The organism is Neorhizobium phenanthreniclasticum, assembly GCF_040066075.1.
Classification (GTDB): Bacteria; Pseudomonadota; Alphaproteobacteria; order Rhizobiales; family Rhizobiaceae; genus Neorhizobium; species Neorhizobium petrolearium.
In genome coordinates, this window is record NZ_JBEAAL010000001.1 from 427,521 (window position 1) to 451,302 (window position 23,782).

Here is a 23,782-nt window from a genome sequence, read left to right on the forward strand (position 1 = left end):
AACCGCTCCTAGCCAAGAGCGCCGCTTACTGACGGAAGAGCGACAGAATATTCTCGGAACTGGTGTTGGCGATCGAGAGCGACTGGATCGCAAGCTGCTGCTGGGTCTGCAGCGCCTTGAGTTTCGTCGACTCCTCGTTCATGTCCGCATCGACCAGGCGGCCGATGCCGCTATCGATCGAGTCCGTCAGCTTGGAGACGAAATCCTCCTGCATCTCGATACGCATCGAGATCGAACCAAGCTTGGCAGTCGAACTGGTGAGCGCTTCGAGCTGCGTATCCACAAAGGAGAGAAGCGCTGCCATGATGTCTTCGTCGCTGACATTGGTACCGCCCATGCCCAGATCGCTGGTGCCGCCGTTGCGGTAGTCATCGAGCTTGGTGATGTCCAGTTCGGCGACGGAAACATTCAGCGAATACGATGCACCGGCAGTGGCAGTCGCACCAGCCGAGAAGTCGTACCCCTTGGTGGTGTAGACGGCGTCGATATAAGCACCGCCGACCTTAATGAGGTAGGTGCCGCTTGCGCCGGTCGTGAAGACGCCGTTGGTGTCGCCCTTCATGAAGACGCCGCCACCGATGTCCTTCCACTGGGCGCTGGTGTCATACAGGGCAGTTGTATTGACCACGCCATAGTATTGGACATGATTGGTCGTGCCGTCGTCGTAGCTGATGGCGCGCGAACCCTTCATCATGTTCATGTCGAGAAGGCCGGCATTGCCGCCCGAAAGGTCGAAAAGGACATTCGTCTCGTCGAGCTTAACGTCGACCGTCTGGACCGCGATATTACCGTCGGCACCACGAATGAACGAAGCAACCACCTGTTTGGTGACAACATCCCCTGCCTGGATAATGCCATTTGCATTCGAAGCGCCGCCGATATCGGCCTGCAGCCAGTTTTCACCGGAGAAGGAGGCGGAGGAGGCGATGCTCTTCAGCTGATCCTGGAGCTGCGTGATTTCTTCCTGGATCTTGGCCTTGTCGACGCCGGCCTCGGTCGCGGCAACGAGCTTGCTCTTGATTTCCTTGACAACGTCAACGACGGTTTCCATCGCGGCGTAGGCGGTGTCGACCTTGGCGGCGCCAAGACCAAGGGCGTCCTGAACGGCGGAAAGGGCCGCATTGTCGGAACGCATGGTGGTTGCGATAGACCAGTAGGCAGCGTTGTCGGAAGCGGTACCGACACGTAGGCCGGTCGAGACACGGCTCTGTGTGTTTTCAAGATCGGAGCCGATCTGCCGCAGGGTCTGGAGAGCAGCCATGGCTGCGATATTGGTAAGAATGCTCGTCATTTTGAGTGCCCCTTGATTGGCTAGATGAAAGGGACATTCCGGGATTACACCGGCAATCGATGGCCTGGCTTGATGCCCGTTAACCTCTTCTTCGTCTTGGTTAACCCATCGTTTCGATGAGCCCATCTAAGGGAGAAATGGTTAACAAAGGTTAAACTGCCATTTACGAAAGTTAATAAAAAAATGACGGGCACGAAAAAGGCCGCGCCCGTCGAGCGCGGCCTCCTGATTGAGGCTCTATGACTTTCCGGATTAACGGAAGAGCGAGAGGATGTTCTGCGAGTCGGAGTTGGCGATCGAGAGCGACTGGATCGCAAGCTGCTGCTGGGTCTGCAGGGCCTTGAGCTTCGTCGACTCCTCGTTCATCTCCGCATCGACCAGGCGGCCGACACCGCTGTCGATCGAGTCGGAGAGCTTGCTGACAAAGTCCTCCTGCATCTGAACACGGCTCGAAACCGCGCCGAGTTTCGCGGCAGCGCTGGTCATCTGTTCCAGCTGACCGTCGACGAATGAGGTCAGAGCGGCCATGATGTCTTCATCGCTGACATTGGTGCCGCCCATGCCCAGATCGCTGTTGCCGCCGTTGCGGTAGTCGTCGAGCTTGGTGATGTCCAGTTCCGACACGGAGACGTTCAGTGAGTATGCCGCACCGGTCGTGGCTGTCGCACCGGCCGAGAAGTCGTAACCTTCGGTCGTGTAGACGGCATCGATGTAAGCACCGCCAACCTTGATGAGGTAGGTGCCGCTTGCGCCGGTCGTGAAGACGCCGTTGGTGTCGCCCTTCATGAAGACGCCGCCACCGATGTCCTTCCACTCAGCATTCGTGTCGTAGATCGCAGTCGTGTTGATCTGGCCGTAATACTGGACGGAGTTGGTCGTGCCATCGTCATAGTCGATCGCGCGCGAACCCTTGAGCATGTTCATGTCGAGAAGGCCGGCATTGCCGCCCGAAAGGTCGAACAGGACGTTCGATTCATCGAGTTCGACATTGACGGTCTTGACCGAAACATTGCCATCGGCGTCACGGATGAAGGAACCGACGATCTGCTTGGTGATCGCGCTGCCGGCTTCGATGACACCGGTGGTCGCGTTGGCGGCGCCGCCGATTTCGGTCTGCAGCCAGTTTTCGCCGGAGAAGGAGGCGGAGGAAGCGATGCTCTTCAGCTGATCCTGAAGCTGAGTGATTTCTTCCTGGACCTTCGCCTTGTCGACGCCGGGTTCGGTTGCGGCAACGAGCTTGTTCTTGATTTCCTGAACAACGTCGATTGCCGATTCCATGGCAGCGTAGGCCGTATCGACCTTAGCGGCGCCGAGACCGAGGGCGTCCTGAACGGCAGAGAGAGCACCATTGTCGGAACGCATGGTGGTTGCGATCGACCAGTAGGCGGCGTTGTCGGAAGCGGTGCCGACGCGCATGCCGGTCGAAACGCGGCCCTGCGTGGTTTCCATATCCTGGCCGAGCTGGCGCAGGGTCTGGAGAGCAGCCATAGCTGCGATGTTGGTAAGAATGCTTGTCATTCTGAGTGCCCCTTGAGTGGCTGATTACGGAAAGGGACATTCCGGATTCCACCGGGAACAGCGGTCAGCATCATGCTTGCTAACCAGTTAATTTTTCTGGTTAACTCGCCGTTTCGATGGCCTTAGGTAACCTCAATATAGTTAATGAAGATTGAAGCGCGGACGAAAAATTAGAAGGCCGCGCCCCGGCGAGGGCGCGGCCTTCCATACTCCTTGGCGCGGTCAGCCTCCGCGCCAATTCGCCGGCTCCGATTAACGGAAGAGCGAGAGGATGTTCTGCGAGTCGGAGTTGGCGATCGAGAGCGACTGGATCGCAAGCTGCTGCTGGGTCTGCAGGGCCTTGAGCTTCGTCGACTCCTCGTTCATGTCCGCGTCGACAAGACGACCCACACCCTTGTCGAGCGTGTCGGAGAGCTTGCTGACAAAGTCCTGCTGCATCTCGATGCGCTGCGAGACCGCACCGAGCTTGGCTGCAGCGCTGGTCATCTGTTCCAGCTGGCCATCGACGAACGAGGTCAGGGCCGCGATGACATCCTCGTCGCTGACATTCGTGCCGCCCATGCCCAGATCGCTGCTGCCGCCGTTGCGGTAGTCGTCGAGCTTGGTGATGTCCAGTTCCGACACGGAGACGTTGAGCGAATAGGAAACGCCGCTGGTGGCTGTCGCGCCGGCCGAGAAGTCGTAACCTTCGGTCGTGTAGACGGCATCGATGTAAGCACCACCGACCTTGATGAGATAGGTACCGCTTGCGCCGGTCGTGAAGACGCCGTTGGTGTCGCCCTTCATGAAGACGCCGCCGCCGACATCCTTCCACTGAGCGGTGGTGTCGTAGATGGCCGTCGTGTTGACGGTACCGTAGTACTGGACGGAGTTGGTCGTGCCATCGTCATAGTCGATCGCGCGCATGCCCTTCATCATGTTCGCGTCGAGAAGGCCGGCATTGCCGCCCGAAAGGTCGAACAGAACGTTCGATTCATCGAGCTCGACGTCGACAGTCTTGACCGCGACATTGCCGTCGGCATCGCGCGTGAAGGAACCAACGATCTGCTTGGTGATCGCGCTGCCGGCTTCGACGACGCCGGTGGTCGCGTTGGCGGCGCCGCCGATTTCGGCCTGCAGCCAGTTTTCGCCGGAGAAGGAGGCGGAGGAAGCAATGCTCTTCAGCTGATCCTGGAGCTGCGTGATTTCTTCCTGGATTTTGGCCTTGTCGGCGCTGCCTTCGGCAGCCGTAACGAGCTTGTTCTTGATTTCCTGAACAACGTCGATAGCAGCTTCCATGCCGGAATAGGCCGTATCGACCTTGGCTGCGCCGAGGCCCATCGCATCCTGGACGGACGAAAGAGACGCGTTGTCGGAACGCATGGTGGTTGCGATCGACCAGTAGGCAGCGTTGTCGGAAGCGGTGCCGACGCGCATGCCGGTCGAAATACGGTCCTGCGTCGTCTCCATGTCGGAGCTGATGGTCCGCAGCGTCTGGAGAGCCGCCATCGCGTTGATGTTGGTAAGAATGCTAGCCATGATTTGATTGTCCCTTTGAACGAAATACTTTTGGGGGGACATACCGGACTGGATGTTTTACCGGTCACTTCGGTCCGGCATCATGCCAACTCGGTTCCTTCGCTCGGAAGGGATACCAAACCCGTCGTGTGCGGAAAATCTCGCAGCCAATCCTTGCCAAGTCCTTTAAGCGAGACCGGTACGAAGAGCGTGTTGGCGGACGTAGTTAATCATTGGTTTATGTCGACGGGAATTTGCCGAAGTCGGCTTCATGCAAGCTTGGCCTGCCACGATGGGTGGAAAGCGGGCCTGTCGCGATGCCCGGCACAGCTATGATTTGGAGTGGGACGGTTGAACAGCATTAAGTTGAAACGGCAGTATCTCAATGCCCAGAAACATTTCGACAAAGCCCAATATCATGATGTCCTGGCCATTCTGAACAGGCTGCTGGATGTTCAAAAGGACCCAAGGCACTACGCGCTATTGGGTGCAACGCTCGTAAAGCTCAAGATGAAGGCCGAAGCTGCCCAGGCGTTTCAGCTTGCCGGAGAACAGAATTCTCCCCATCGGATCAAGTACCTGCGTGAAGCCATGAGACTTCATCTGTCGAACGGCGACGACATAAGCCTGCTTCGCCTCGGCAAACGGATTCTCAATGAAGCGCTCGCCGATCCGGACATGGCGCTCATGATGTCGGCCGCGCTGATGCGACAAAACCTGGAAGGGACGGAAGCCTTCCGGAAGACTCTCGGTGAAAGCACGGAACGGCCCCACCGGCAGCTTGCGGTGCGCTCGATCAAGCTCCAGGATCGCAGCGACGAGGAAAATCAGTTCATTCTGGATGTCTTCGCAAAGGACCGTGACGACAAGATCGTCCGCAATTTCTATCTCTCTGTCATTCGCGACAGCCTTAACTACGACGTGCTCGCGGAATATGACCCGATCCTCAAGCAGGAGATTGCGGCCGGCGACTTTGAAGCGATCCTGGACGAGGTTTCGCTCTACAACATCCGCTGGTGCGATGACGAAAAGGCAAACTCCATGGCGGGCGCCGGTCGCGGCGAAAGAAAGCCGTGGCATGGGTCTGCGAAAAGGCTCTCAATGCCTCACAAGTGGGGCGACAAGCTCCGCATCGGCTATCTCTCTGCCGACCTTTGGACAGAACACGCGGTTATGAAAGCCTTCCGCGGCGTTCTCGAAGCGCATGACAGGGACCGTTTCGAGATCACGATCTTCTGCAATGCCGACCCGGAGCATCTTCGCGACCATAACAAGGCCAATCGCGACGAATGGGGCAAGATCGTCAGAATTCGCGACATGACGGACGACGAGGCAGCCGACGCCGTCAAGGCCGAGAATATCGATATCCTCGTCGACCTGCACGGCCATACGGCCGAGAACCGGGTGTGGGTGATGAACCGCTTCACCGCGCCTGTGCATGCCACCTGGCTCGGCTACCCCGGCACCGTCTGCAATGTCGATATCGACTATCTGATCTGCGACCACACGGTGGTGCCCGAAACCTCGATCCCCAACTACTATGAAAAGCTCTGCTGGATGCCGGAGACCTTCTTTCCGAACGATGCGATCCATCGGCCGCTTCCGCGGTCGATCGATCGGGCAATCTGCAAGATGCCGAAGGATGCTTTCATCTACTCATGCTTCCACAGCCATTGGAAGTTCACTCCCGCGACCGTCCAACTTTGGATACGTATCCTGACGGAGGCTCCCGAGAGCTATCTTTTCCTCATCTGCCGGGAAAGGTTCGGGGCACGCAAGAATTTGCTCAAGGCGTTCACCGACGCAGGCATTTCCGCCGATCGCATCCTCTTCGGGGATCGTGTTCACGACTACGCTGCGTATCTCGATCGCGTGGCGGTTACAGATCTCGGCCTGGATACCTATCCTTACAACGGTCACACGACGACCTCGGAAAAGCTATGGGCCGGCCTGCCGATGCTCACCCACAAGGGCGTCAACTTCGCTTCCCGCGTCAGCGAAAGCCTGTTGAATGCCCTGGGCCTGCCGGAAATGATCGCCGACGACGCCGACGACTATGTCCGCCGCGCAGTTCATTATTACAACAACAGGGAAGAACTCGCACAGATCAGAAAGCGGCTGGAAGCCAACCGCTTCACGCATCCGCTTTTCGATGCCGAGCGCTTCTGCCGCCACCTCGAAACGGCCTACACAAGGATGGCGGACCGCGCGAAGGCAAAGTTGCCGCCCGATCACTTCGACGTACCCGTCTTGCCACCGCGGAACGGCCCGTTCATCTCGCGCGAAGCCTGACGCAAGCTCGAAACGGCCGGGAACCACCCGGCCGTTTCCTTTCGAAGGACCTTGCGGTCAGTTGAATGAGCGAATCAGGCTGCCGACCAGCAGATTCCAGCCGTCGATCAGCACAAAGAAAAGAATCTTGAAGGGCAATGAGATCGACGTCGGCGGCAGCATCATCATCCCCATCGCCATGGTGATCGCCGCAACAATCATGTCGATCACCAGAAATGGCAAGATGATCAGGAAGCCGATTTCGAACCCGCGGCGGATCTCCGACAGCATGAAAGCCGGGATCAATACTCGATAGTCGATCGCTTCAGGCGTTCCGACGGATTGACTACGCTCGCGGGCAATCTCGACAAAGAGTTCCAGATCCTTGTCACGGGTATTGGCAGACATGAAGGCACGGAAAGGTTCGGCAATCCGCTGCACGGCCTCAGCCTCCGTCACCTGGTTTTGCAGAAGCGGCTGAACGCCTTCATTCCAGGCGCGATCGAAGGTTGGTGACATGACATAAAAAGTCATGAACAGCGCCATCGAGACCAGCACCATGTTGGAAGGCGCCGTCGCAAGCCCCATGCCGGATCGAAGAATTGAAAAGGCGATCACGAAGCGTGGAAAGCTTGTGACCATGATCAGGATGCCCGGAGCGACCGACAGGACCGTCAGCAGGCCGAAAGTGCGAATGATCCACGCGGCAGCGGAGCCGTCGACCGGCAGATTGAGAAGGTCCGCAGGCGATTGCTGGGCAAGCGCAAGCCCGGGTGCCGCGATCAACGCGACGAATAGATAGATCAACCGAATCATGCGATCACGAAGGTCCTCGATGTCATCTTCGATAGCCACCCTCGCGGACGCAGGTCAACACTCAAAGGCCGGACGCGGAAGGTCGTGAACAGGAAGATGGTCCTGTCTGCGCTTCCCCTGCTGAGCGCACCGTCTCCATTCGCATTGGCCGAACATGCGCTTCAGTTTTGCGCAAGTCTCAACCGTTAGCGTCAGCTCAATAATCTCACAATGGCGCCGGGAGCCTGAATGCGAGCAACACGTGGTGCATCTGGACAAACGACTTTGCCGGGAGGGACGCCGGCACCGGAGGAACCTGCATCGCATCAACATGGCCGAGTTGCTCTCGACGAGTGCAAGCCGTGCCGCCTGGCAAACTCCTGTCGAAGGAAATATCAGTGAATTCGATCAAGCTCAGCATCTGCATTCCGACGTATAACCGAGCTCAGCATCTCCGCTCGTGTCTGGAACGCATCAAGGGGTTCGATTTCGAATTCCCTTACGAGATTGTTATCTCCGACAACGCGTCAACGGATAACACCGCCGAAATCGCCCGGGAATTCGCCTCGCAACTTCCGATCAACTATTATGTAAGAGCCGAAAATCATGGCGCGGTCGTCAACGTGAACGCCGTCTTTCGGCGAGCGCGCGGCGAGTATGCCGTCTACCTGGCCGACGATGATCGCCTCGTTCACGAGGGCCTCCTCAACGCCATGAAATTTCTCGATGAACACCCGAATGTGCTTGTCTGCCATGCTCCCTGGTATCTCTATGACGGCATTCTGGAGGCCGATACCGGGAAATTCTACGACATAAAGGAAGACGTCGTCTTCGAACGCCGGAGTTTTGGCCAAGTCTTCAACTTCATGGTCAAAGGGCATATTTTCCCGGAGATCGCCATCTTCCGCACCCAGGCATTAAGGACGACATGGGTGCCGCGCGATGTCTGCTTCTATGCTTTCCCCATGCTGGCGCATCTGCTCGACCAGGGGGACGTCGCGTTCCTGAAAGAGCCTTTCTACAAGCAGGTCGGCCGGTCCGAGCATGGCCGGGACAGGCGCCAGGGGGGCCACGACATTGCGATGTCCGGTTGGGACCAGTATCGCGGCGGGCTGGAATATTTCCTCTATTTCGGCATGAAACGAGGTCAGATTTCGCGCGACGCCGAGGACCGAGCGACGCAGGAACAGATGTGTCGAACGTTCACTTTGTTGCGCATGACGGTCGCGTTGCGATTGCTCATCAGCTTCAGAGAATTCGTCAAGGCCTACGAGGTATATACACGATTGTGCTTTGGCGGCTTCGATGATTTTCCGGAAGTCGTTGCGGCACGGGAAGGGTTGCTGATTGCAGCCGCTCTCGAAACGCTGGCCTGGCAGGTCAATGCCGCGGCGGAAATCGATCACCTCATCGTTCACGGCTTTCCAGACCCGCAAACCGTTAAAGAGCGTATCGCCAAGGTCAATTTCCCTGAACGAATCAAAGTCATCGACGAACCAGTCGAGCATACGCCGGATTTTGCAAACAAGACGGCAGTCCTCGTCGCACTGCCCAAACAGCGCGAGCAGTTTCTGGAGCTCGGCTATCCCCCGAATCTCGTTTTTGCCCAGGATGACCTCATACAGACCATCCTGCTGTAGGACTGCAAATCATCCCAATAGATGGGATAGGGACAATATGGGACTCCAAGACACGAGACCCGCCCCTGAGGGCTGAGAGAGAAAGAAGTGAAAGCTGTTATTCTGGCCGGCGGGCTCGGGACCCGCATCTCCGAGGAAACCCATCTGAGGCCGAAGCCGATGATCGAGATCGGCGGCCGACCGATCCTCTGGCATATCATGAAGCTCTATTCCGCCCACGGCGTGAACGAGTTCATCATCTGCTGCGGATACAAGGGCTATGTCATCAAGGAGTATTTCGCGAACTACTTCCTGCATATGTCGGATATCACCTTCGACATGGCCTATAACGAGATGCAGGTTCACCGCCGCACGGCCGAGCCGTGGAAGGTCACGCTGATCGATACCGGCGAAGCCACGATGACCGGCGGCCGCCTGAAGCGGGTCGCCGACTACCTGCGCCACGAGGATTGCTTCTGCTTCACCTATGGCGACGGGTTGAGCGATGTGAACATTACCGAAGTGATCAAGTTCCATCGCGCCCATGGCAGGCTGGCAACGGTAACGGCCGTTCATCCGCCTGGCCGCTACGGTGCCCTGGAGCGTGACGGCAGCCAGGTCACCGGCTTCGTGGAAAAGCCGCGTGGTGACGGCGGCATGATCAACGGCGGCTTTTTCGTCCTGTCTCCCAAGTCCATCGATCTCATCGACGCCGACAGCACGCCGTGGGAAGCCGCGCCGATGACATCTCTCGCCGCCATGAGCGAGCTGATGGCCTACGAGCACGAGGGCTTCTGGCAGCCGATGGACACGTTGCGCGAAAAGAACCTGCTCGAGGATCTCTGGGCATCGGGACAAGCACCGTGGAAGATCTGGCCGTGACAGCTTGTGTTCGGCCAAACTCCGATTTCTGGGCGGGCAAGCGTGTTCTGCTGACCGGACATACCGGCTTCAAGGGAACCTGGCTCTCCATCTGGCTTGCGCGCCTCGGCGCAAGCGTCACCGGCATTTCGCTGCCGCCGGAAACCGAGCCGAACCTGTTTACGCTCGCACGGCCGGAACTTGCGGCAAGCCATTTCCAGGATATCCGCGACGCGGCAAGGCTGGCCGAACTCGTCCGGATGGCCTCGCCCCAGATCGTGCTGCATCTTGCCGCGCAGGCCCTGGTGCGGCCGAGTTATCAGGACCCGCTCGGCACGTTCGCGACGAATGTGCTCGGCACGGCGAACCTGCTTGAAGCCGTTCGTTCGGTCCCGTCGGCGCGCGTCGTCGTGGCAATCACGACGGACAAGGTCTACCGGAACCTCGAACATGCCTTCCCTTATCGGGAAACGGACCAGATCGGCGGTCATGATCCCTACAGCGCCAGCAAGGCGGCGGCAGAGATCACCATTTCAAGCTATCGCGACTCCTTTCTGCGCGAGCAAGGCGTCGCTGTCGCCAGCGCCCGAGCCGGCAACGTGATCGGCGGCGGTGACTGGTCCATGGACCGGCTGCTGCCGGATGCGGCGCGGGCATGGCAGTCCGGCAAGGCCCTGCATGTCCGGCGGCCGGAGGCGAAACGCCCGTGGCAGCACGTGCTGGAGCCGCTTTCAGCCTATCTCGTGCTCGCGGAACGGCTCTACAACGATCCGACCCTTGCTCAGGCATATAACTTCGGACCGGTGAGCCACGAGGCGGCATCCGTGCGTCATGTGATCGAGATCGCCCGAGCCTCCTACGGCTCAGGAGACGTCCAATATGGCGATGGCACCGAGGGACCGCACGAGGCGCGCTGGCTTGCGCTGGAAACGGCCAAGGCGCGGCACATGTTGAATATCGAGCCGCGTTGGCTGCTTAAGGAAGCCGTCGACCGGACCATGACATGGTATCGCGCACAGCACGGCGGCGCCGATGCACGTGCGCTCTGCGAAGCCGAAATCACCGACTACGAGGCATGTCCTTGAGCCGCTTCGCAACTACCGATCTGCCGCTTGCCGGCCTGAAGCTCATCGAACGCCAGAACCTTAGCGATTCACGTGGCTTCCTGTCGCGCATGTTCTGTGCCGAGGAGCTCGCTGCGGCAGGCTGGGCCAAGCCGGTCGCGCAGATCAACCTGACGATGACCGCGCGCAAAGGCACGGTGCGCGGCATGCATTTTCAGCATCCGCCACATTCCGAAATGAAGCTGGTCAACTGCATCCGCGGCGCTGTCTGGGATGTCGCCGTCGATCTGAGGGCCGATTCGTCAACCTACCTCAAATGGCATGCGGAAGAGCTTTCCGCAGACAATCGCCGGTCGCTGCTGATACCCGAGGGCTTTGCGCACGGTTTTCAGACGCTTACCGGTGATTGCGAACTCCTCTATCTGCATTCGGTGCCCTACGTGCCAGGCGCAGAAGGAGCACTGAATTCGCAGGATGCGGCGCTTGGCATCAACTGGCCGCTGGAGATCACCGAAATGTCCGAGCGGGATCGTCGCCATCCATACCTGACAGAAGAATTTACGGGACTGACGCCATGAAATGCCGGCATTGCGGCAGCGCTCTTCGCTGCAACTTCCTCGACCTTGGCTTCGCGCCACCGTCCAACGCCTATCTCACCGCTGCGGACCTCTCCAAGCCGGAAGTCTATTTCCCGCTGAGGCTGAAGGTCTGCGAGGAATGCTGGCTCGTACAGACAGAGGATTACGCCTCTGCGGAATCGCTTTTCAGTGCCGAATATGCCTACTTCTCCAGCGCATCGAGGAGCTGGCTCGCCCATGCGGCCCACTATGTCGAGACGATTACCACACGGCTTGGCCTTGGTCAGCAAAGCATGGTCATCGAAGTCGCCTCGAACGACGGTTACCTTCTGAAGAATTTCGTCGCCGCCAACATTCCCTGCCTCGGGATCGAGCCGACAGCAAGCACGGCCGAGGCTGCAGAGGCATTGGGTATCCCGGTGCTCCGGGAATTCTTCGGTGAAGCCCTCGGCAAGACGCTTGCCGATGAAGGCAGGAGCGCCGACCTCATTCTCGGCAACAATGTCTATGCCCATGTTCCGGACATCAATGATTTCACACGGGGCCTGAAGGCGGCGCTCAAGCCCGGCGGTACGATCACACTGGAATTCCCGCATCTCATGCGGCTGATCGAGCAGAACCAGTTCGACACCGTCTATCACGAACACTTCTCCTACCTCTCCCTGTTCACCGTCGGACGGATCTTCGAAAGCGCGGGCTTGCGCGTTTTCGACGTCGAAGAATTGCCGACCCATGGCGGAAGCCTGCGGGTTTACGGCTGCCACACGGATGATCCGAGGCAGACGACCGATGCGGTCGGTCTGCTGCTCAGCGAGGAGGAATATCGCGGCCTGCGGACAGCCGCGACTTATGCTCAATTCCAGGTCAAGGCGGAGCAGGTCAAGAACGACGCGCTTGCCTTCCTGCTGCAGGCGAGACGCGAGGGAAAAACAGTGGCAGCCTATGGAGCTGCGGCCAAGGGCAACACGCTCCTGAACTTCGCGGGCGTCAAGCCCGATCTCCTGTCCTTCGTCTGCGATGCCGCTGCCGCCAAACAGGACAAGTTCATGCCCGGGAGCCATATTCCCATCCTGCACCCGGACGTCATTTTCGAGCGCCGGCCGGATTATGTAATGATCCTGCCCTGGAACATCGCAGCAGAAGTCCGTCAGCAGCTCGCCTCTTTGTCCGAGCAAGGAACGAAGTTCGTGACTGCGGTTCCGCATTTGGAAATCAGATAATGTGAGCTGCGATCGCGGTCGAAGGCCCCTCAAGAGGCCATGCGGTGCATTTTGCTATTCCATGCGGAAGAAAATTGGCTGCGGCTTAGCCGGCCGCGTGAGCCCAGGGATAAAGTCGACGGAAGCGTTCTGCCGATATCTCCATCCGCAGGTAGTCGAAACCGGCCGCCGAGCCGTGGTCGGCCTGCGTGGTGTAGCGGATCATATCCGGCTCATCGATGCGCCGGAGCGGCGTGCGCTCGACCTCTTCGAATCCCAGACGGTCATAGAGCCTGATCGCTCCCGTATTGAGCGAGAGCACGCACAGTTGCGTAACCGGCACCCGAAGCGTTCCGAATATCCAGGCGATGAGCGCCACGCTGCTATAGAACATCATGCGCCTTTCGCCGGAACGGCGCCCGCGCATGACGTTGTCGATCTCGGCCTTTTCGTCGGAGATGTTGCTGATCCCGATATGACCGATGCGTTCGCCGCCGGTGCTTCTGACGATAAACAGGATACGATCGGGAGCAGCGAGAACGACATTCCGGAGCCATGTGGCCGTTCTATCAGGCCTTGCCTCGAACTGCGTCAGGAATGACGTTCTGGCGGCGTTGCGCCAATCCGTCAGATCCTCGACCAGGCCGGTCTCGCTTGCCAGGGCTTTGTCCAGACATTGCAACTCTCCGAGCTGCCGGTCCGTCTCGTCGTGGATAGCAATGGCAAGCCGTGTGCTCGGATCGGCGTTGTCCTTGAACAGAAGCATATCGGAAAGCACCATCCGACGATGTCCTTCTGGCCAGAGAGGCCTCTTTCGCCTTACTTCGTGCTCTTGCGGACGCAATAGCCACCCGGCGAAGAGGACAGGACAAGTTTGCCGTTCAGCACCGGATCGACTTCGAAGAGGTCGTTTTCGGCCATGTAGTCCTTGAGTGCCTGCAACGGCTCATCACCCTGCAGCCAGACCTTCGAGCGCTTCGTGAAGGCCTGTTCGGGCGTCAGATGACCAATAAGCGTATCGGCCACGACCAGATAACATCCCTCCGTCACCAGCGGGCCGTAAGTGCGGCACTCAGCGAGAACATGATTACGCGAATGGTCGCTATCCAGAACCACCATCACGCGCGCGCCGGCAGGAATTTCGGCTTTCACCGCCTCGAGGATATCCGCATCCACCGAACCGCCCTGGATCATCGTGATGTGGCGGGAAAGCGGATGGGATTCGATCGCTTCGCGATTATGCGCGCGAATGTCTATATCGACGCCGATCACCTTTCCGTCGGTTTTGCCCATCGCCGCGAAGAGCGACGCCATGAAGATCAGCGAACCGCCGCGGGCAATGCCGGTCTCGATGATCACATCCGGCTTGGTGTTCCAGATCACTTCCTGGGTCGCCATGATATCCGCCGGCGTCTGGATGATCGGCAGTCCCATCCAGGACCACAGATAGAAGTAATCGTGTTTGTCGAGCGTGATGAGAGTATCCAGCGACTGCCGGAAAGCGGCTTCGTCCTTGCCCAAAGCCAGAGACATCTGCCTCTTGTGCTCTTCAAATTCGAGGCGATCATCCTTGGTGGTCATTTGATTCCGAAGCCCTGTCTTTAGGTGGATTATTCATTTCTTTCCGGCAACTGACCGGGATTGGCGGTCGTGGACCGCGAGGAGATCAAGAAGCGTGTTCGCCACTCGGTTGAGGTCGTCTTCCGTCATGTCATGGTAGCTGGGAAGATTGATGGCACGCTGCGGAATACTCCAGGCGTTCACATTATAGACATTCCCTTCGTGCCGCTGTTCCTCGAACATCGGCAAGCTCGACAGAGGGTGAAAGAAGACGCGCGCGTCGATATCCGCGGCGTGGAAGGCCTTCTGCAGATCCTCGCTGGTTATTCCCCATGTCTCGGAGAATACGACCGTCGGCATCCAGGCGCCGTTGACGGTCCCTTCGTGTTCCGGATTGAGCGCGATGCCGGAAATGCCGGAGAGCTTCGCCTTGTATATCTTCAGGATGTCACGCTTGCGCGCGGTCAGTTCCTCTATGCGTTCGAGCTGCCCGCAGCCTATGGCGGCCTGAACATTCGACATCTTGTACTTGAAGCCGATCATATCCGGCCAGAACTGCCTGGTCTGGCCTCGTGCCCTGCCGTGATTGCTGAGGGTGAGGACACGTTCGTAAAGATCGGCATCATTGGTGACGAACATGCCGCCCTCGCCGGTCGTCACCGTTTTCGTGCCATGGAAGGAAAAGGTACCGAAGCGGCCCATCGAACCGGCCCGCCTGCCGTTTATGGCCGAGCCCAACGCCTCCGCCGCATCCTCGATGACCGCGACACCATGTCTTTCCCCGATCGCGAGCAGCGCCTCCATATCACACAGATTGCCGTAGATATGGGTTGCAACGATCGCCTTCGTCCGGGGTGTGATATGCCGTTCGACCTGAACCGGATCCAGACACCAGGTGTCGGGGAGAATATCGACAAACACAGGCGTGGCGCCGAGATGTACGATCGGCGCTGCGGTTGCGATCCAGTTCGTATCGGCCAAGATCACCTCGTCGCCCGGGCCGACATCCAGCGCCGCAAGGCCCATATGCATGGCGCCGGTGCAGCTCGATGTCGCGATCGCGTAGCGCACGCCTAGATGTTCGCAAAAAGTCCGCTCGAACCGGTTAATGTAGTCGTAGCACTTCGCACCCCAGCCGGTTGCGACCGCATCCGCCGCATAGCGCATTTCCAGCTCGGTGATGGAAGGCTTTGTGTAGAAGATTCTGGCGGTCATCTTGCGGCACGGTTCCGGAGTTTCAGGGCTGAACTAAGCAGCACACACTTGCACGGGGCTTGTGGTGTTCATATGACTTTCCGTCCCAGCGACCGAATACGGCTGACATGCCCAGTTGCGCTTTCCCGGACTGACGAAACGGCAACCATCATTCGATCACGAACGTTCGGAACATCACCTTGGCAACCTTACCCTGCGAGCGCAGGTCGATGCGCTCCTGGATATCGTCCTTGAGGTACTGAAAGCCGCGCGGCCCCTCGATCTGCTGCAGCGAAACGGTACGCATATAGGCAAGGATATCCTGATGGATATTCTCCGCGAGGGGCAGTTCCGGCGGCCCCTTGAAAGCAAGCGCCACTTCAAGCCGTATCCAGTTTTCCGACGGATAGGCGAGATTGGTCGTGATCGGCTCCAGAAGAACGACGCCATTCTCCGGCGTGGAGATATGCGGAAGCCCTTCGTCCTTCTTGCCTTCGCCATGCTCGCCGCCTGCAGCAGCGGCCTCCTGCTGAGGCTCGGGGGCCGGTTCCTTCGGCGCGATCATTCCGCCGACAACCCAGCCGCCGCCGGCGCCAACCAGCGTCAGGATCGCGACACCCGCAAGCACCATCACGGTATTCTTCTTGCTGCCGGCTTCGGCTGCCTGTGTTTCTTCCGCCATGGTCTTCAAACCTTCAAATCAAGAGACCCCATCCGCACTCATCAGAAGGGCGAGAACAGATCGACGACCTGCTGCCCCACCGGAGGTTGCTGGACCTCCATCAGGCGACCGCGGCCACCGTAAGAGATGCGGGCTTCGGCGATTTTCTCATAAGAGATCATGTTGTTGGAATCGACATCCTGGGGGCGAACGATACCGGCGACGTTCAGAATGCGGATTTCGTGATTGACACGGACCTCCTGAGAGCCGCTGATCAGCAGATTGCCGTTCTCAAGGATGCCGGTGACGACCGCAGCCACGAGCAGCTTCAGCCGTTCGGAACGTTCCGTCGAGCCCTTGCCGTGTGAATCCGTATTGGAATCGGAACCGAGATCACCGGTCGCCTCCGCCTCCGGCGTCCAGCCGAAAAGGTTGCTTACGCCCAGTTGCCAGGAGAGGCCGGTGGAATTCTCACGGGTGCGCTCCGTCTCGTTGTCGAAGGAGGCACGGTCGTTGATCTGGATATCGACGGTCAGGATATCGCCGACGTTCAGCGCGCGGGCATCCTTGAAGAGCGCTGCCTGGCTGTCACTCCAAAGCGAATAACCGCTTGCAAGGTGACGCGGCTGCTTCGGATAGGAGGACATCTGCGGCGTCTGTGCATATTGCAGGCCGCTGCCGATCGGGCTCATCGCCGGCGCATTGCCGATCTCCTTGATGGTCTGGCTGTTGCAGCCTGCAAGAAGGAGACAAGCCATGATGGCGGGAATGCGTTTCGTCATGAGGGCGCTTTCGGAGTATTGGGAGGTGTTTTCGACGTATTTGGATCGGAAGCGCTGGAAATGATCGTCGAGATCATGCCGGCCTTTTGCGGGTCCATCTCGCTCAGGAACAGGGCGGACTGGCGCGCCGGAAGCTGCATGATGATCGCCGCGGCGATCTCCATCCGCATCTCCTCGAGCTGCGGCGCGGCGGCGTCCGGTTTCATCGTCTTGAAGATGTCGACCAGACCGGCCTCGGCGCGTGCCAGGAAATCGTTGCGGCGCTTCAGCCAGTCCTGATATTCAGCCGTGCGGTCTTCAAGCGTCCTGATACGCTCGTCGACATCCGACTGCAGCTTCTCAAGCTCCTGCTTCTGCAGGAGGTAGCGCTGGTCGCGCGCCGCATCTGCAATATTGGTGCAGAATTTCTGGATCTCGTCGCCGGTCGAGGTTTCGGAAATCATCGCCGGCTGTTGTGCTCCCACCTGAGAGACCAGCGTCAGGACAGCCGCGGCGGCAAGAACGCGGCGAGCCAGCGTTTTTGATATGGAAACGGTGAACAGGGTCTCGGTCATTGCAGGACGAGCTCCGCTTGAAGGGCGCCAGCGGACTTGATGCCCTGCAGGATGGCGATGATGCCGTCCGGCTTGACGCCGATGCTGTTGAGGCCCGCGACAAGCGTGCGCAGATCCGGTCCGTTCAGGATCGCGACCTGACCACCGTCCTTCATGGCCATGATATCCGTTTGAGGCTGTACCGCCGTCTGACCACGGGAAAACGGCTCCGGCTGGATCACCTGCGGCGTCTCGGTGACCTGCACAGTCAGCGTGCCGTAGCTCACTGCGACGCGCGATATCTTCACGTCCGAACCGATGACGATCGTACCGGTGCGCTCGTTGACGACGACCTTGGCCGGGGTATCGGTTTCGACCACCAGATTTTCAATCTCGGCCATCAGCCGGGTGAGGTCGGCGGTCTTCGGCTTGGCGATGATTACCTCCTGGCTATCGCGCGGGTCGGCAATCGGTCCGCCATAACGGCGGGCCGCAAAAGCATTGACGGCATCGGACACCCGCACCGCCGTCGAGAAGTCCGGATTGCGAAGCTGCAGAACCAGGTTGACGGAATCCTTGAACCTGGAAGGCAGCTCGCGTTCGATGATGGCGCCGTTCGGAACCCGGCCTGCGGTCGTGACACCTTCCGTCAGCGTCGCCGCCTGGCCCTGCGCCGAGAAACCCGACACGACCAGCGCACCCTGGGCCACCGCATAGATCTGCCCGTCCGCACCCGAAAGTGAAGTCATGACCAAGGTGCCGCCGCGCAGCGACGTCGCGTCACCGAGCGAACTGGCAGTTACGTCGATGCGGCTGCCCGGGCTCGCGAAAGGCGGCAAGTTGGCCGTGACCATGACAGCCGCGACGTTCTTGGCATTCGACTGGCTGCCCTGCATCGAAATGCCGAGGTTCTGAAGCATGGCCCGCATGGACTGGTCGGTGAAAGGCGACGAGCGCAAGCTGTCGCCGGTGCCTTGCAGGCCGACGACAAGACCATAGCCGATGAGCTGGTTGTCGCGGCCGGATTGCAGCGATGCGATGTCCTTGATGCGCGCGGCGATGGGTGCGTTCTGGCCCGCAGCCGGTACGGCGCCCAAAAGAGAGCCGACGAGGGCAAGAATGGCGAGGAAGCAGTTCTTTCTCATTTCGCCATCACCTGTATCGTACCGTCGGCCATAACGGTGCCGCTCACCGTGACGCCCGAATCGATGTTGCGAACGCGGATGACATCACCAATCGCAGCGTTCTCGAGCGGCGTTCCGGAAGCGGAAATGTTCAAGTTGCCGATCGTAAACACGAGCCGGACAGATGAGCCCCGGGTCACAGCAAAGGCTTCGCGAAGTGCCGATGGCGGAATGGTGCGGCCGGGCAGCAGGGTCCGCTTCGCCACCATGCCGACGACTTCCCTGGACTCTCGCGCATATTCGCCGGAGAGATTCGGATTGGTGACATCGACCTCTTCGACGCTGCCCCTGCCGATCTCTTCGCCGGGATAAATGGTCCGGATCGGCACGACGGCCGTACCCATCTGAGCCAGGACCGGTGTCCCAGCCCCGGCAAGGAGTGCGGCCAGAATGGGCGCAGCCAACCCGGCGCCAATCGCATTTTTCTGGCGAAACCTCATGTCTGCCTGCCTCCTGTTTTATTTCAGGTTCTTGCTGACGATCTGCGCCATCTCATCTGCGGTAGTGATGACCTTGGAGTTCATCTCGTAAGCGCGCTGGGCGGAGATCAGATCGGTGATTTCCTTGACCGCGTCGACGTTGGAGCTTTCCAGATAACCCTGCTTCAGGTAACCGAAGCCCGGATCCTCGGGCACAGCAACGATCGGCTCGCCGGATGCGGCAGTCTGCGCGAACAGATTGTCGCCGAGCGGTTGGAGGCCTGCCTCGTTGACAAAGTTGGCGACGGTGAGCTGACCGATTTCGGTAAAATCCGTGGAATTGCCGATGCGAACCATGACCTGGCCCGTGCGGGTGATCTGCGTTTCGCTCACATCCGCGGGGAAGGTAATGTTGGGAACGACCGCATAACCGTCGATCGTGACCAGTTGGCCCTCGGCATTCTTGTTGAAGGCGCCGGCGCGGCTGTAGAGCGTCGTGCCATCCGGAGCCTGGATCTGATACCAGCCGCGACCGACGATCGCGACGTCCAGATCGTTTTCGGTGTGCGCCAGTTCACCCTGTGTATGGATGTTGCGCACCGCAGACGTCTGGACACCGAGACCGATATTGGCGCCTTCCGGCACGATCGCCTGATTGGCGCGGTTCGGCACGCCCTGCGCGCGCTCGCTTTGATAGAGCAGATCGGAGAACTCTGCGCGAGCACGCTTGTAGCCCGTCGTATTGATGTTGGCGATATTGTTCGCAATGACTTCGAGATTGGTCTGCTGGGCATCCATGCCCGTTGCGGCGACGGAAAGCGCTCTCATGTCTTCGTCCTCAAAGCGTTAAATCGGCATTTTCGTGATTTCGAGATAGGCGGAGACGATCTTGTCCCGCAGCGCCATGGCCGTCTGCAGCGACTGCTGCGCCTCCAGCACCGCATCCACGACCTCACGCGTATTCGCCTTGCCCTGGATCGCCTTGAAGGACATCGCTTCGGCACCCTTCAGGCTGTTCATCGTGTCGGTTGCCATATCGCCAAGGACTTGGGCGAAGTTCATGCCGGTGTTCTGACCAGGCGTGAGCGCGGTCGATTCGAGCACGGAACTCTTCTCGGAAGAGATATCCTCAATCCCGTTGGAGAGCGAAAGGGAGCTTACGTTCTGAATCTTATCGATCATTGTCCGGCCTTCAGAAGGTCAATCGTCGCGGCGATCAGCTCACGCGTCTGCTTGATGGTCTGGAGATTGGCGTCATAGGAGCGGTTCGCTTCCCGCATATCGGCCATCTCGATGAGCATGTTGACGTTTGGCAGCTTGACCATGCCCTTCTCGTCGGCGGCCGGATGATCAGGATCATATTCCTCGACGAATTTGGACTGGTCGACGCCCAACTTCTTGACCTCGACCACGTCTACGCCGCTCGCCCGGTCCAGTTCGGCACCGAAGGTGATGAGCTTGCGACGGTAGGGGTCCGCACCCGGCGTATCGCCGGTGGAGCGGGCATTGGCGATGTTTTCGGAAACGATGCGCAGGCGCGTGGCCTGGGCCTCCATTCCCGATCCAGCGATCTTCAGGGAGGCTGAAAGCGGATCCATTTGCTTACCTCTTTACTGTCAGCAGCATCATGCTGTGAAACGACTTCACCAGACCTGTGCTCAGTTCGTATTGACGCTTGATTTCGCCCGTCTTCGACAGCTCTTCCGCAAGCGAGACGGTATTGCCGGATTCCTGCACGCCGATTTCTTCGTTCAGTTCCGATTCCTTGAGCTCGACCTCTTCGCTGAGATTGTTCGAGGCGATATGGCCGGGATGGGTGCGGGCCATGGGAATATATGCCTTGTCAAGAACGGCCTCGAACGGCGTTACGTCCTTCGCCTTGTATTTGGGCGTGTTGGCATTGGCGATGTTGCCCGCAACAACTTCCTGACGCACCGAGAGCCAATCGGCCTGACGTGCTGCCATTTCGAACAGTTGAATCGGTTGCATAGGCTTCTCTCCATCTTTTATCCGAAGCCTAGGCCGGTAACCTTGCGTCGGACTTACGGACCGGCCGCGCTTGTGTCCTGATAGACGTCTCCTGTGGACGTGATGATCACCCAGCGGCCGTCGCGCTGCTCCAGCGCGGCAAGCTTGCTATTGTCGGGCAGGCTCGAACCGACCCTAACCATGTACATACCGGAACCGTCCTCGATCAGCGCTCGACCGTTGGCTACATGCAGCAGCCGGAAACCGCCCCTTCCGGGAAGCGGCTGTTCCTCTCGAAAGGTTCCGTTTTCACGAGTCTCACCCAGCGAGGACGTGGTGGCCGTGGTCAGCGCATCAGCCGGCCCGATCGGAACAGGCCAGTCATCCTTGGAGCTGTCGGTCATGGCAAGTGGCGAGACGCTGACCACCGGCCGCCCTATGCCCGGAGGCAGGTCACGCGTGCGGCCAAGCGATTCGGTCCGGATTCCGAATTTGTCCGCGTTCAGGAAAACGTACCAGGGAAAGAAGGCGGACGCTGCAGCAAGTGCGATACCCGTCGCGGCCAACATCCTGTCGCCCGTCCGCGACGACGATCCTGCTGTTTCCCTGTTCCTGTCACCGCTCATCATATCACCTTCTTGCTATGGCGGAGGGCGGATTGCCCTGCCCTGCCGCAGCCCTGAGCGCGGTTGCGAGATCCGTATAGGCGTCGAGAGCGGGCTTCTCTCCCGGTGTCTGCTTCAGGACCTCATAGATGACCGGGACCTGCTTGATCGCCATGTCCAGGTCAGGATCGCTGCCGGCCCGATAACCGCCGATCAGACGCAGGTCGCGCGTTTCCTCGTAGCGATGCACCAGCGACTTCAGCCGCGACACCAGCTTTTCCTGGTCGTCCGTCCAGGCCTTGCGGGCAAGACGCGAGATCGAGGCGAGCGGATTGATCGGCGGATAGCGCCCTTCCTCGGCAAGCGAGCGGTCGAGGACGATATGCCCGTCCAGAATGCCGCGCGTCGAATCGGCGATCGGATCGTTGTGGTTATCGCCGTCGACGAGGATCGAGATGATTGCCGTGATCGTGCCAGTGCCTTCGACGCCCGGACCGGCCCGTTCAAGCAGGCGCGGCAATTCGGTAAACACGGAAGCGGGATAGCCGCGGGCGATCGGCGGCTCGCCGGATGCGACCGCCACCTCGCGGATCGCATGGGCAAAGCGGGTGATGCTGTCGGCGATGAAGAGGACATTGTCCCCCTGGTCGCGGAAATGTTCTGCGATGGTGATTGCCACCAGCGGCGCCATCTTGCGCAGCATCGGACTCTCATCGCTGGTCGCGACGACCGCGATCGACTTCGACATGTTGTCGCCCAGCGTATCCTCGATGAATTCGCGAACTTCGCGACCGCGTTCGCCAACCAGCGCGATCACCACCTTGTCGAAGGCGTCGGCCCTGGCGAGCATCGACAGAAGCGTCGACTTGCCGACGCCGGAGCCGGCAAAAATGCCAAGACGCTGGCCGAGGCAGAGTGGCGAAAATATATCGACTGCCCTCACCCCGGTCTTGAAGCCCTTTTCGACGCGGCTGCGCGACATGGACGGCGGCGCGGTATTGGCGATCGAACGCGGAGCAAGACCGCGCGCAAGCGGCCCCTTTCCGTCAATCGGCTCCCCGAGCGAATTGATCGTCCGGCCGCACCAGCTATTGTCCGGTGCAACGCGAAAGGCGCCCTTGCGGATAACCGTGTCGCCGATGCCGATCGGCTCTCCCGGTTCGATCGGGCAGACGAAGACCACGTCCGGCTCGACGCGCACCACCTCGCCCAGGTGAATGCCGGTCGCGCTGCGGTGCGCGACGAATTCCCCAAGCCGCACATGTTTCGAAAGGCCCGCAACCGTGTAATGTCCCGCCGCGATGGTCCTGACATGACCACCATGGGCGACGGAGAACACAGGATCTGCATAACGCGCGGAAAGGCCCGCAAGCTGTGCCAGCTTGCCGCCGTTGACCGCATTGAGGATAGCCGCTTCCATCATGGCGGGCCCATTTTCCTGTTGTTAGCTGTTGGAGCCGCCGAGCGTCCTGATGGCATCGTTCATCGAAGACTCGCTGTCGCGCATGAGTGCCGAAATGCTCTCGAAGGCCCGGTTGACCTGGATGAGTTCCGTCATCTCGCCGATACCGTTGACGTTGGACTGTTCGACATAGCCCTGGACCACCGAGTTCTCCATGCCTTCCAGAACCGGCTGCGGGGTATCTACGAAGATGATGCCTGAATTCTCGTAACGGTTGAAACCCTTGGAAAGGTCGGCCGTGAAGAGACCAACGGTGGCAACCGGCTGGTCGTTCTGCATGATGATGCCATCCGCACCCACCGTCGGCGGGCCGGCTTCGCGGTTGAGCTGGATCGGTGCGCCCCCCGCATCGAGAACCGGAAAACCCTGGCTGGAGCGAAGCTGCCCGGTCTCGTCCATGGTGAAGCGACCGTCGCGGGTCAGCACTTGGCCGGCCGGGGTGTCGATCGCGAACCAGGCATTGCCCTTGATGGCGAAATCCAGCGGATTGCCCGTTCTCTGGAGTTCACCGGTGCGGGTCGACAGATAATCGTTGCCCTGGGTGACGAAGGCAATCTTCGCGCTGATATCGTTCTGGGTTTTGCTCAAGACCTCGTCGAACTTGACTTCCGTCGAACGGAAACCAACGGTGTTCATGTTGGCCATGTTGTCGGCGATCGTGTTCAAGCGGCGCTCGAGCGCGATTTGTGAAGAAATGCCGACATAAAGTCCGGACTGCATA

General features: G+C 59.4%; 25 protein-coding genes. 6 read left to right on the forward strand and 19 right to left on the reverse strand.

Translation table 11 applies throughout. The features are described 5' to 3' along the window. Nucleotides 1-25: 25 nt before the first annotated feature. From ABK249_RS02040 to ABK249_RS02050, 3 genes are all read right to left on the reverse strand, one after another. Nucleotides 26-1,291 (reverse strand): flagellin N-terminal helical domain-containing protein, encoded by a 1,266-nt coding sequence (locus tag ABK249_RS02040; RefSeq protein WP_037158735.1) that lies wholly within the window; start codon nucleotides 1,289-1,291, stop codon nucleotides 26-28. Between the two features lie 252 nt (nucleotides 1,292-1,543). After that, the gene (locus tag ABK249_RS02045; protein ID WP_227701923.1) at nucleotides 1,544-2,809 is read right to left on the reverse strand and encodes a flagellin N-terminal helical domain-containing protein; all 1,266 of its coding nucleotides are present in this window, start codon (nucleotides 2,807-2,809) and stop codon (nucleotides 1,544-1,546) included. A 252-nt stretch (nucleotides 2,810-3,061) separates the two neighbouring features. Then, nucleotides 3,062-4,327, reverse strand: a complete 1,266-nt coding sequence (locus tag ABK249_RS02050) for a flagellin N-terminal helical domain-containing protein (RefSeq protein WP_227701922.1) — start codon at nucleotides 4,325-4,327, stop codon at nucleotides 3,062-3,064. Between the two features lie 330 nt (nucleotides 4,328-4,657). On the opposite strand from ABK249_RS02050, the gene ABK249_RS02055 reads away from it, so the two are divergent. After that, on the forward strand, nucleotides 4,658-6,598 hold the full coding sequence (locus tag ABK249_RS02055; protein ID WP_152601294.1) for an O-linked N-acetylglucosamine transferase, SPINDLY family protein: 1,941 nt from the start codon (nucleotides 4,658-4,660) through the stop codon (nucleotides 6,596-6,598). Between the two features lie 57 nt (nucleotides 6,599-6,655). Here the strand turns inward: ABK249_RS02055 and fliP are convergent, their stop codons facing one another. Continuing rightward, the gene (fliP, locus tag ABK249_RS02060) at nucleotides 6,656-7,393 is read right to left on the reverse strand and encodes a flagellar type III secretion system pore protein FliP (RefSeq protein ID WP_037159943.1); all 738 of its coding nucleotides are present in this window, start codon (nucleotides 7,391-7,393) and stop codon (nucleotides 6,656-6,658) included. A 377-nt stretch (nucleotides 7,394-7,770) separates the two neighbouring features. Here fliP and ABK249_RS02065 point away from each other — a divergent pair, with 377 nt between their 5' ends. From ABK249_RS02065 to ABK249_RS02085, 5 genes are all read left to right on the forward strand, one after another. Next, nucleotides 7,771-9,012, forward strand: a complete 1,242-nt coding sequence (locus tag ABK249_RS02065; protein ID WP_037158742.1) for a glycosyltransferase family 2 protein — start codon at nucleotides 7,771-7,773, stop codon at nucleotides 9,010-9,012. Between the two features lie 87 nt (nucleotides 9,013-9,099). Further along, nucleotides 9,100-9,873: a glucose-1-phosphate cytidylyltransferase gene (gene rfbF, locus ABK249_RS02070; RefSeq protein ID WP_348862062.1), complete on the forward strand. Its 774-nt coding sequence runs from the start codon at nucleotides 9,100-9,102 to the stop codon at nucleotides 9,871-9,873. Next, nucleotides 9,870-10,937 carry a CDP-glucose 4,6-dehydratase gene (gene rfbG, locus ABK249_RS02075; RefSeq protein ID WP_348862063.1) on the forward strand — a complete coding sequence of 356 codons (1,068 nt, stop codon included), beginning with the start codon at nucleotides 9,870-9,872 and terminating at the stop codon, nucleotides 10,935-10,937. The genes rfbF and rfbG overlap by 4 nt, the downstream gene beginning before the upstream one ends. Further along, a complete protein-coding gene (locus ABK249_RS02080) occupies nucleotides 10,934-11,494 on the forward strand; it encodes a dTDP-4-dehydrorhamnose 3,5-epimerase family protein (protein ID WP_415926414.1) in 561 nt (186 codons plus the stop codon). The genes rfbG and ABK249_RS02080 overlap by 4 nt, the downstream gene beginning before the upstream one ends. Beyond that, the gene (locus ABK249_RS02085; RefSeq protein ID WP_348862065.1) at nucleotides 11,491-12,714 is read left to right on the forward strand and encodes a class I SAM-dependent methyltransferase; all 1,224 of its coding nucleotides are present in this window, start codon (nucleotides 11,491-11,493) and stop codon (nucleotides 12,712-12,714) included. Before ABK249_RS02080 ends, ABK249_RS02085 begins: the two co-directional genes overlap by 4 nt. Nucleotides 12,715-12,799: 85 nt before the next feature. On the opposite strand, the gene ABK249_RS02090 is transcribed toward ABK249_RS02085, so the two are convergent. From ABK249_RS02090 to flgF, 15 genes are all read right to left on the reverse strand, one after another. Next, nucleotides 12,800-13,474: a GNAT family N-acetyltransferase gene (locus tag ABK249_RS02090; protein WP_348862066.1), complete on the reverse strand. Its 675-nt coding sequence runs from the start codon at nucleotides 13,472-13,474 to the stop codon at nucleotides 12,800-12,802. A gap of 38 nt (nucleotides 13,475-13,512) precedes the next feature. After that, nucleotides 13,513-14,274 carry a cephalosporin hydroxylase family protein gene (locus tag ABK249_RS02095; RefSeq protein WP_348862067.1) on the reverse strand — a complete coding sequence of 254 codons (762 nt, stop codon included), beginning with the start codon at nucleotides 14,272-14,274 and terminating at the stop codon, nucleotides 13,513-13,515. 33 nt (nucleotides 14,275-14,307) lie between these two features. Then, a complete protein-coding gene (locus tag ABK249_RS02100) occupies nucleotides 14,308-15,468 on the reverse strand; it encodes a DegT/DnrJ/EryC1/StrS family aminotransferase (protein ID WP_348862068.1) in 1,161 nt (386 codons plus the stop codon). Between the two features lie 148 nt (nucleotides 15,469-15,616). Then, complete coding sequence (locus tag ABK249_RS02105) at nucleotides 15,617-16,129, reverse strand: flagellar basal body-associated FliL family protein (protein WP_037158759.1); 513 nt, start codon at nucleotides 16,127-16,129, stop codon at nucleotides 15,617-15,619. Between the two features lie 41 nt (nucleotides 16,130-16,170). Beyond that, nucleotides 16,171-16,890, reverse strand: a complete 720-nt coding sequence (gene flgH / locus ABK249_RS02110) for a flagellar basal body L-ring protein FlgH (protein ID WP_037158762.1) — start codon at nucleotides 16,888-16,890, stop codon at nucleotides 16,171-16,173. Further along, nucleotides 16,887-17,444, reverse strand: coding sequence for a MotE family protein (locus ABK249_RS02115; RefSeq protein ID WP_052183160.1), 558 nt, complete (start codon nucleotides 17,442-17,444; stop codon nucleotides 16,887-16,889). Before ABK249_RS02115 ends, flgH begins: the two co-directional genes overlap by 4 nt. Continuing rightward, nucleotides 17,441-18,568, reverse strand: coding sequence for a flagellar basal body P-ring protein FlgI (locus ABK249_RS02120; protein ID WP_037158765.1), 1,128 nt, complete (start codon nucleotides 18,566-18,568; stop codon nucleotides 17,441-17,443). The genes ABK249_RS02115 and ABK249_RS02120 overlap by 4 nt, the downstream gene beginning before the upstream one ends. Next, entirely contained in the window at nucleotides 18,565-19,047 is a 483-nt protein-coding gene (flgA, locus tag ABK249_RS02125; RefSeq protein WP_415926415.1) for a flagellar basal body P-ring formation chaperone FlgA, read from the reverse strand. Before flgA ends, ABK249_RS02120 begins: the two co-directional genes overlap by 4 nt. 18 nt (nucleotides 19,048-19,065) lie before the next feature. Continuing rightward, nucleotides 19,066-19,854, reverse strand: a complete 789-nt coding sequence (gene flgG / locus ABK249_RS02130) for a flagellar basal-body rod protein FlgG (protein WP_037158771.1) — start codon at nucleotides 19,852-19,854, stop codon at nucleotides 19,066-19,068. An 18-nt stretch (nucleotides 19,855-19,872) separates the two neighbouring features. Then, nucleotides 19,873-20,208, reverse strand: a complete 336-nt coding sequence (locus ABK249_RS02135; RefSeq protein ID WP_348862069.1) for a flagellar hook-basal body complex protein FliE — start codon at nucleotides 20,206-20,208, stop codon at nucleotides 19,873-19,875. Then, nucleotides 20,205-20,624 (reverse strand): flagellar basal body rod protein FlgC, encoded by a 420-nt coding sequence (gene flgC / locus ABK249_RS02140; protein ID WP_037158777.1) that lies wholly within the window; start codon nucleotides 20,622-20,624, stop codon nucleotides 20,205-20,207. The genes ABK249_RS02135 and flgC overlap by 4 nt, the downstream gene beginning before the upstream one ends. A gap of 4 nt (nucleotides 20,625-20,628) precedes the next feature. After that, on the reverse strand, nucleotides 20,629-21,015 hold the full coding sequence (gene flgB / locus ABK249_RS02145; RefSeq protein ID WP_227701912.1) for a flagellar basal body rod protein FlgB: 387 nt from the start codon (nucleotides 21,013-21,015) through the stop codon (nucleotides 20,629-20,631). A 53-nt stretch (nucleotides 21,016-21,068) separates the two neighbouring features. Further along, nucleotides 21,069-21,623: a flagellar protein gene (locus ABK249_RS02150; protein ID WP_152601295.1), complete on the reverse strand. Its 555-nt coding sequence runs from the start codon at nucleotides 21,621-21,623 to the stop codon at nucleotides 21,069-21,071. 1 nt (nucleotide 21,624) lies between these two features. After that, complete coding sequence (fliI, locus tag ABK249_RS02155; protein ID WP_348862070.1) at nucleotides 21,625-23,022, reverse strand: flagellar protein export ATPase FliI; 1,398 nt, start codon at nucleotides 23,020-23,022, stop codon at nucleotides 21,625-21,627. A gap of 21 nt (nucleotides 23,023-23,043) precedes the next feature. Further along, nucleotides 23,044-23,781 (reverse strand): flagellar basal-body rod protein FlgF, encoded by a 738-nt coding sequence (gene flgF / locus ABK249_RS02160; RefSeq protein ID WP_037158783.1) that lies wholly within the window; start codon nucleotides 23,779-23,781, stop codon nucleotides 23,044-23,046. Between the last annotated feature and the right edge of the window lies 1 nt (nucleotide 23,782).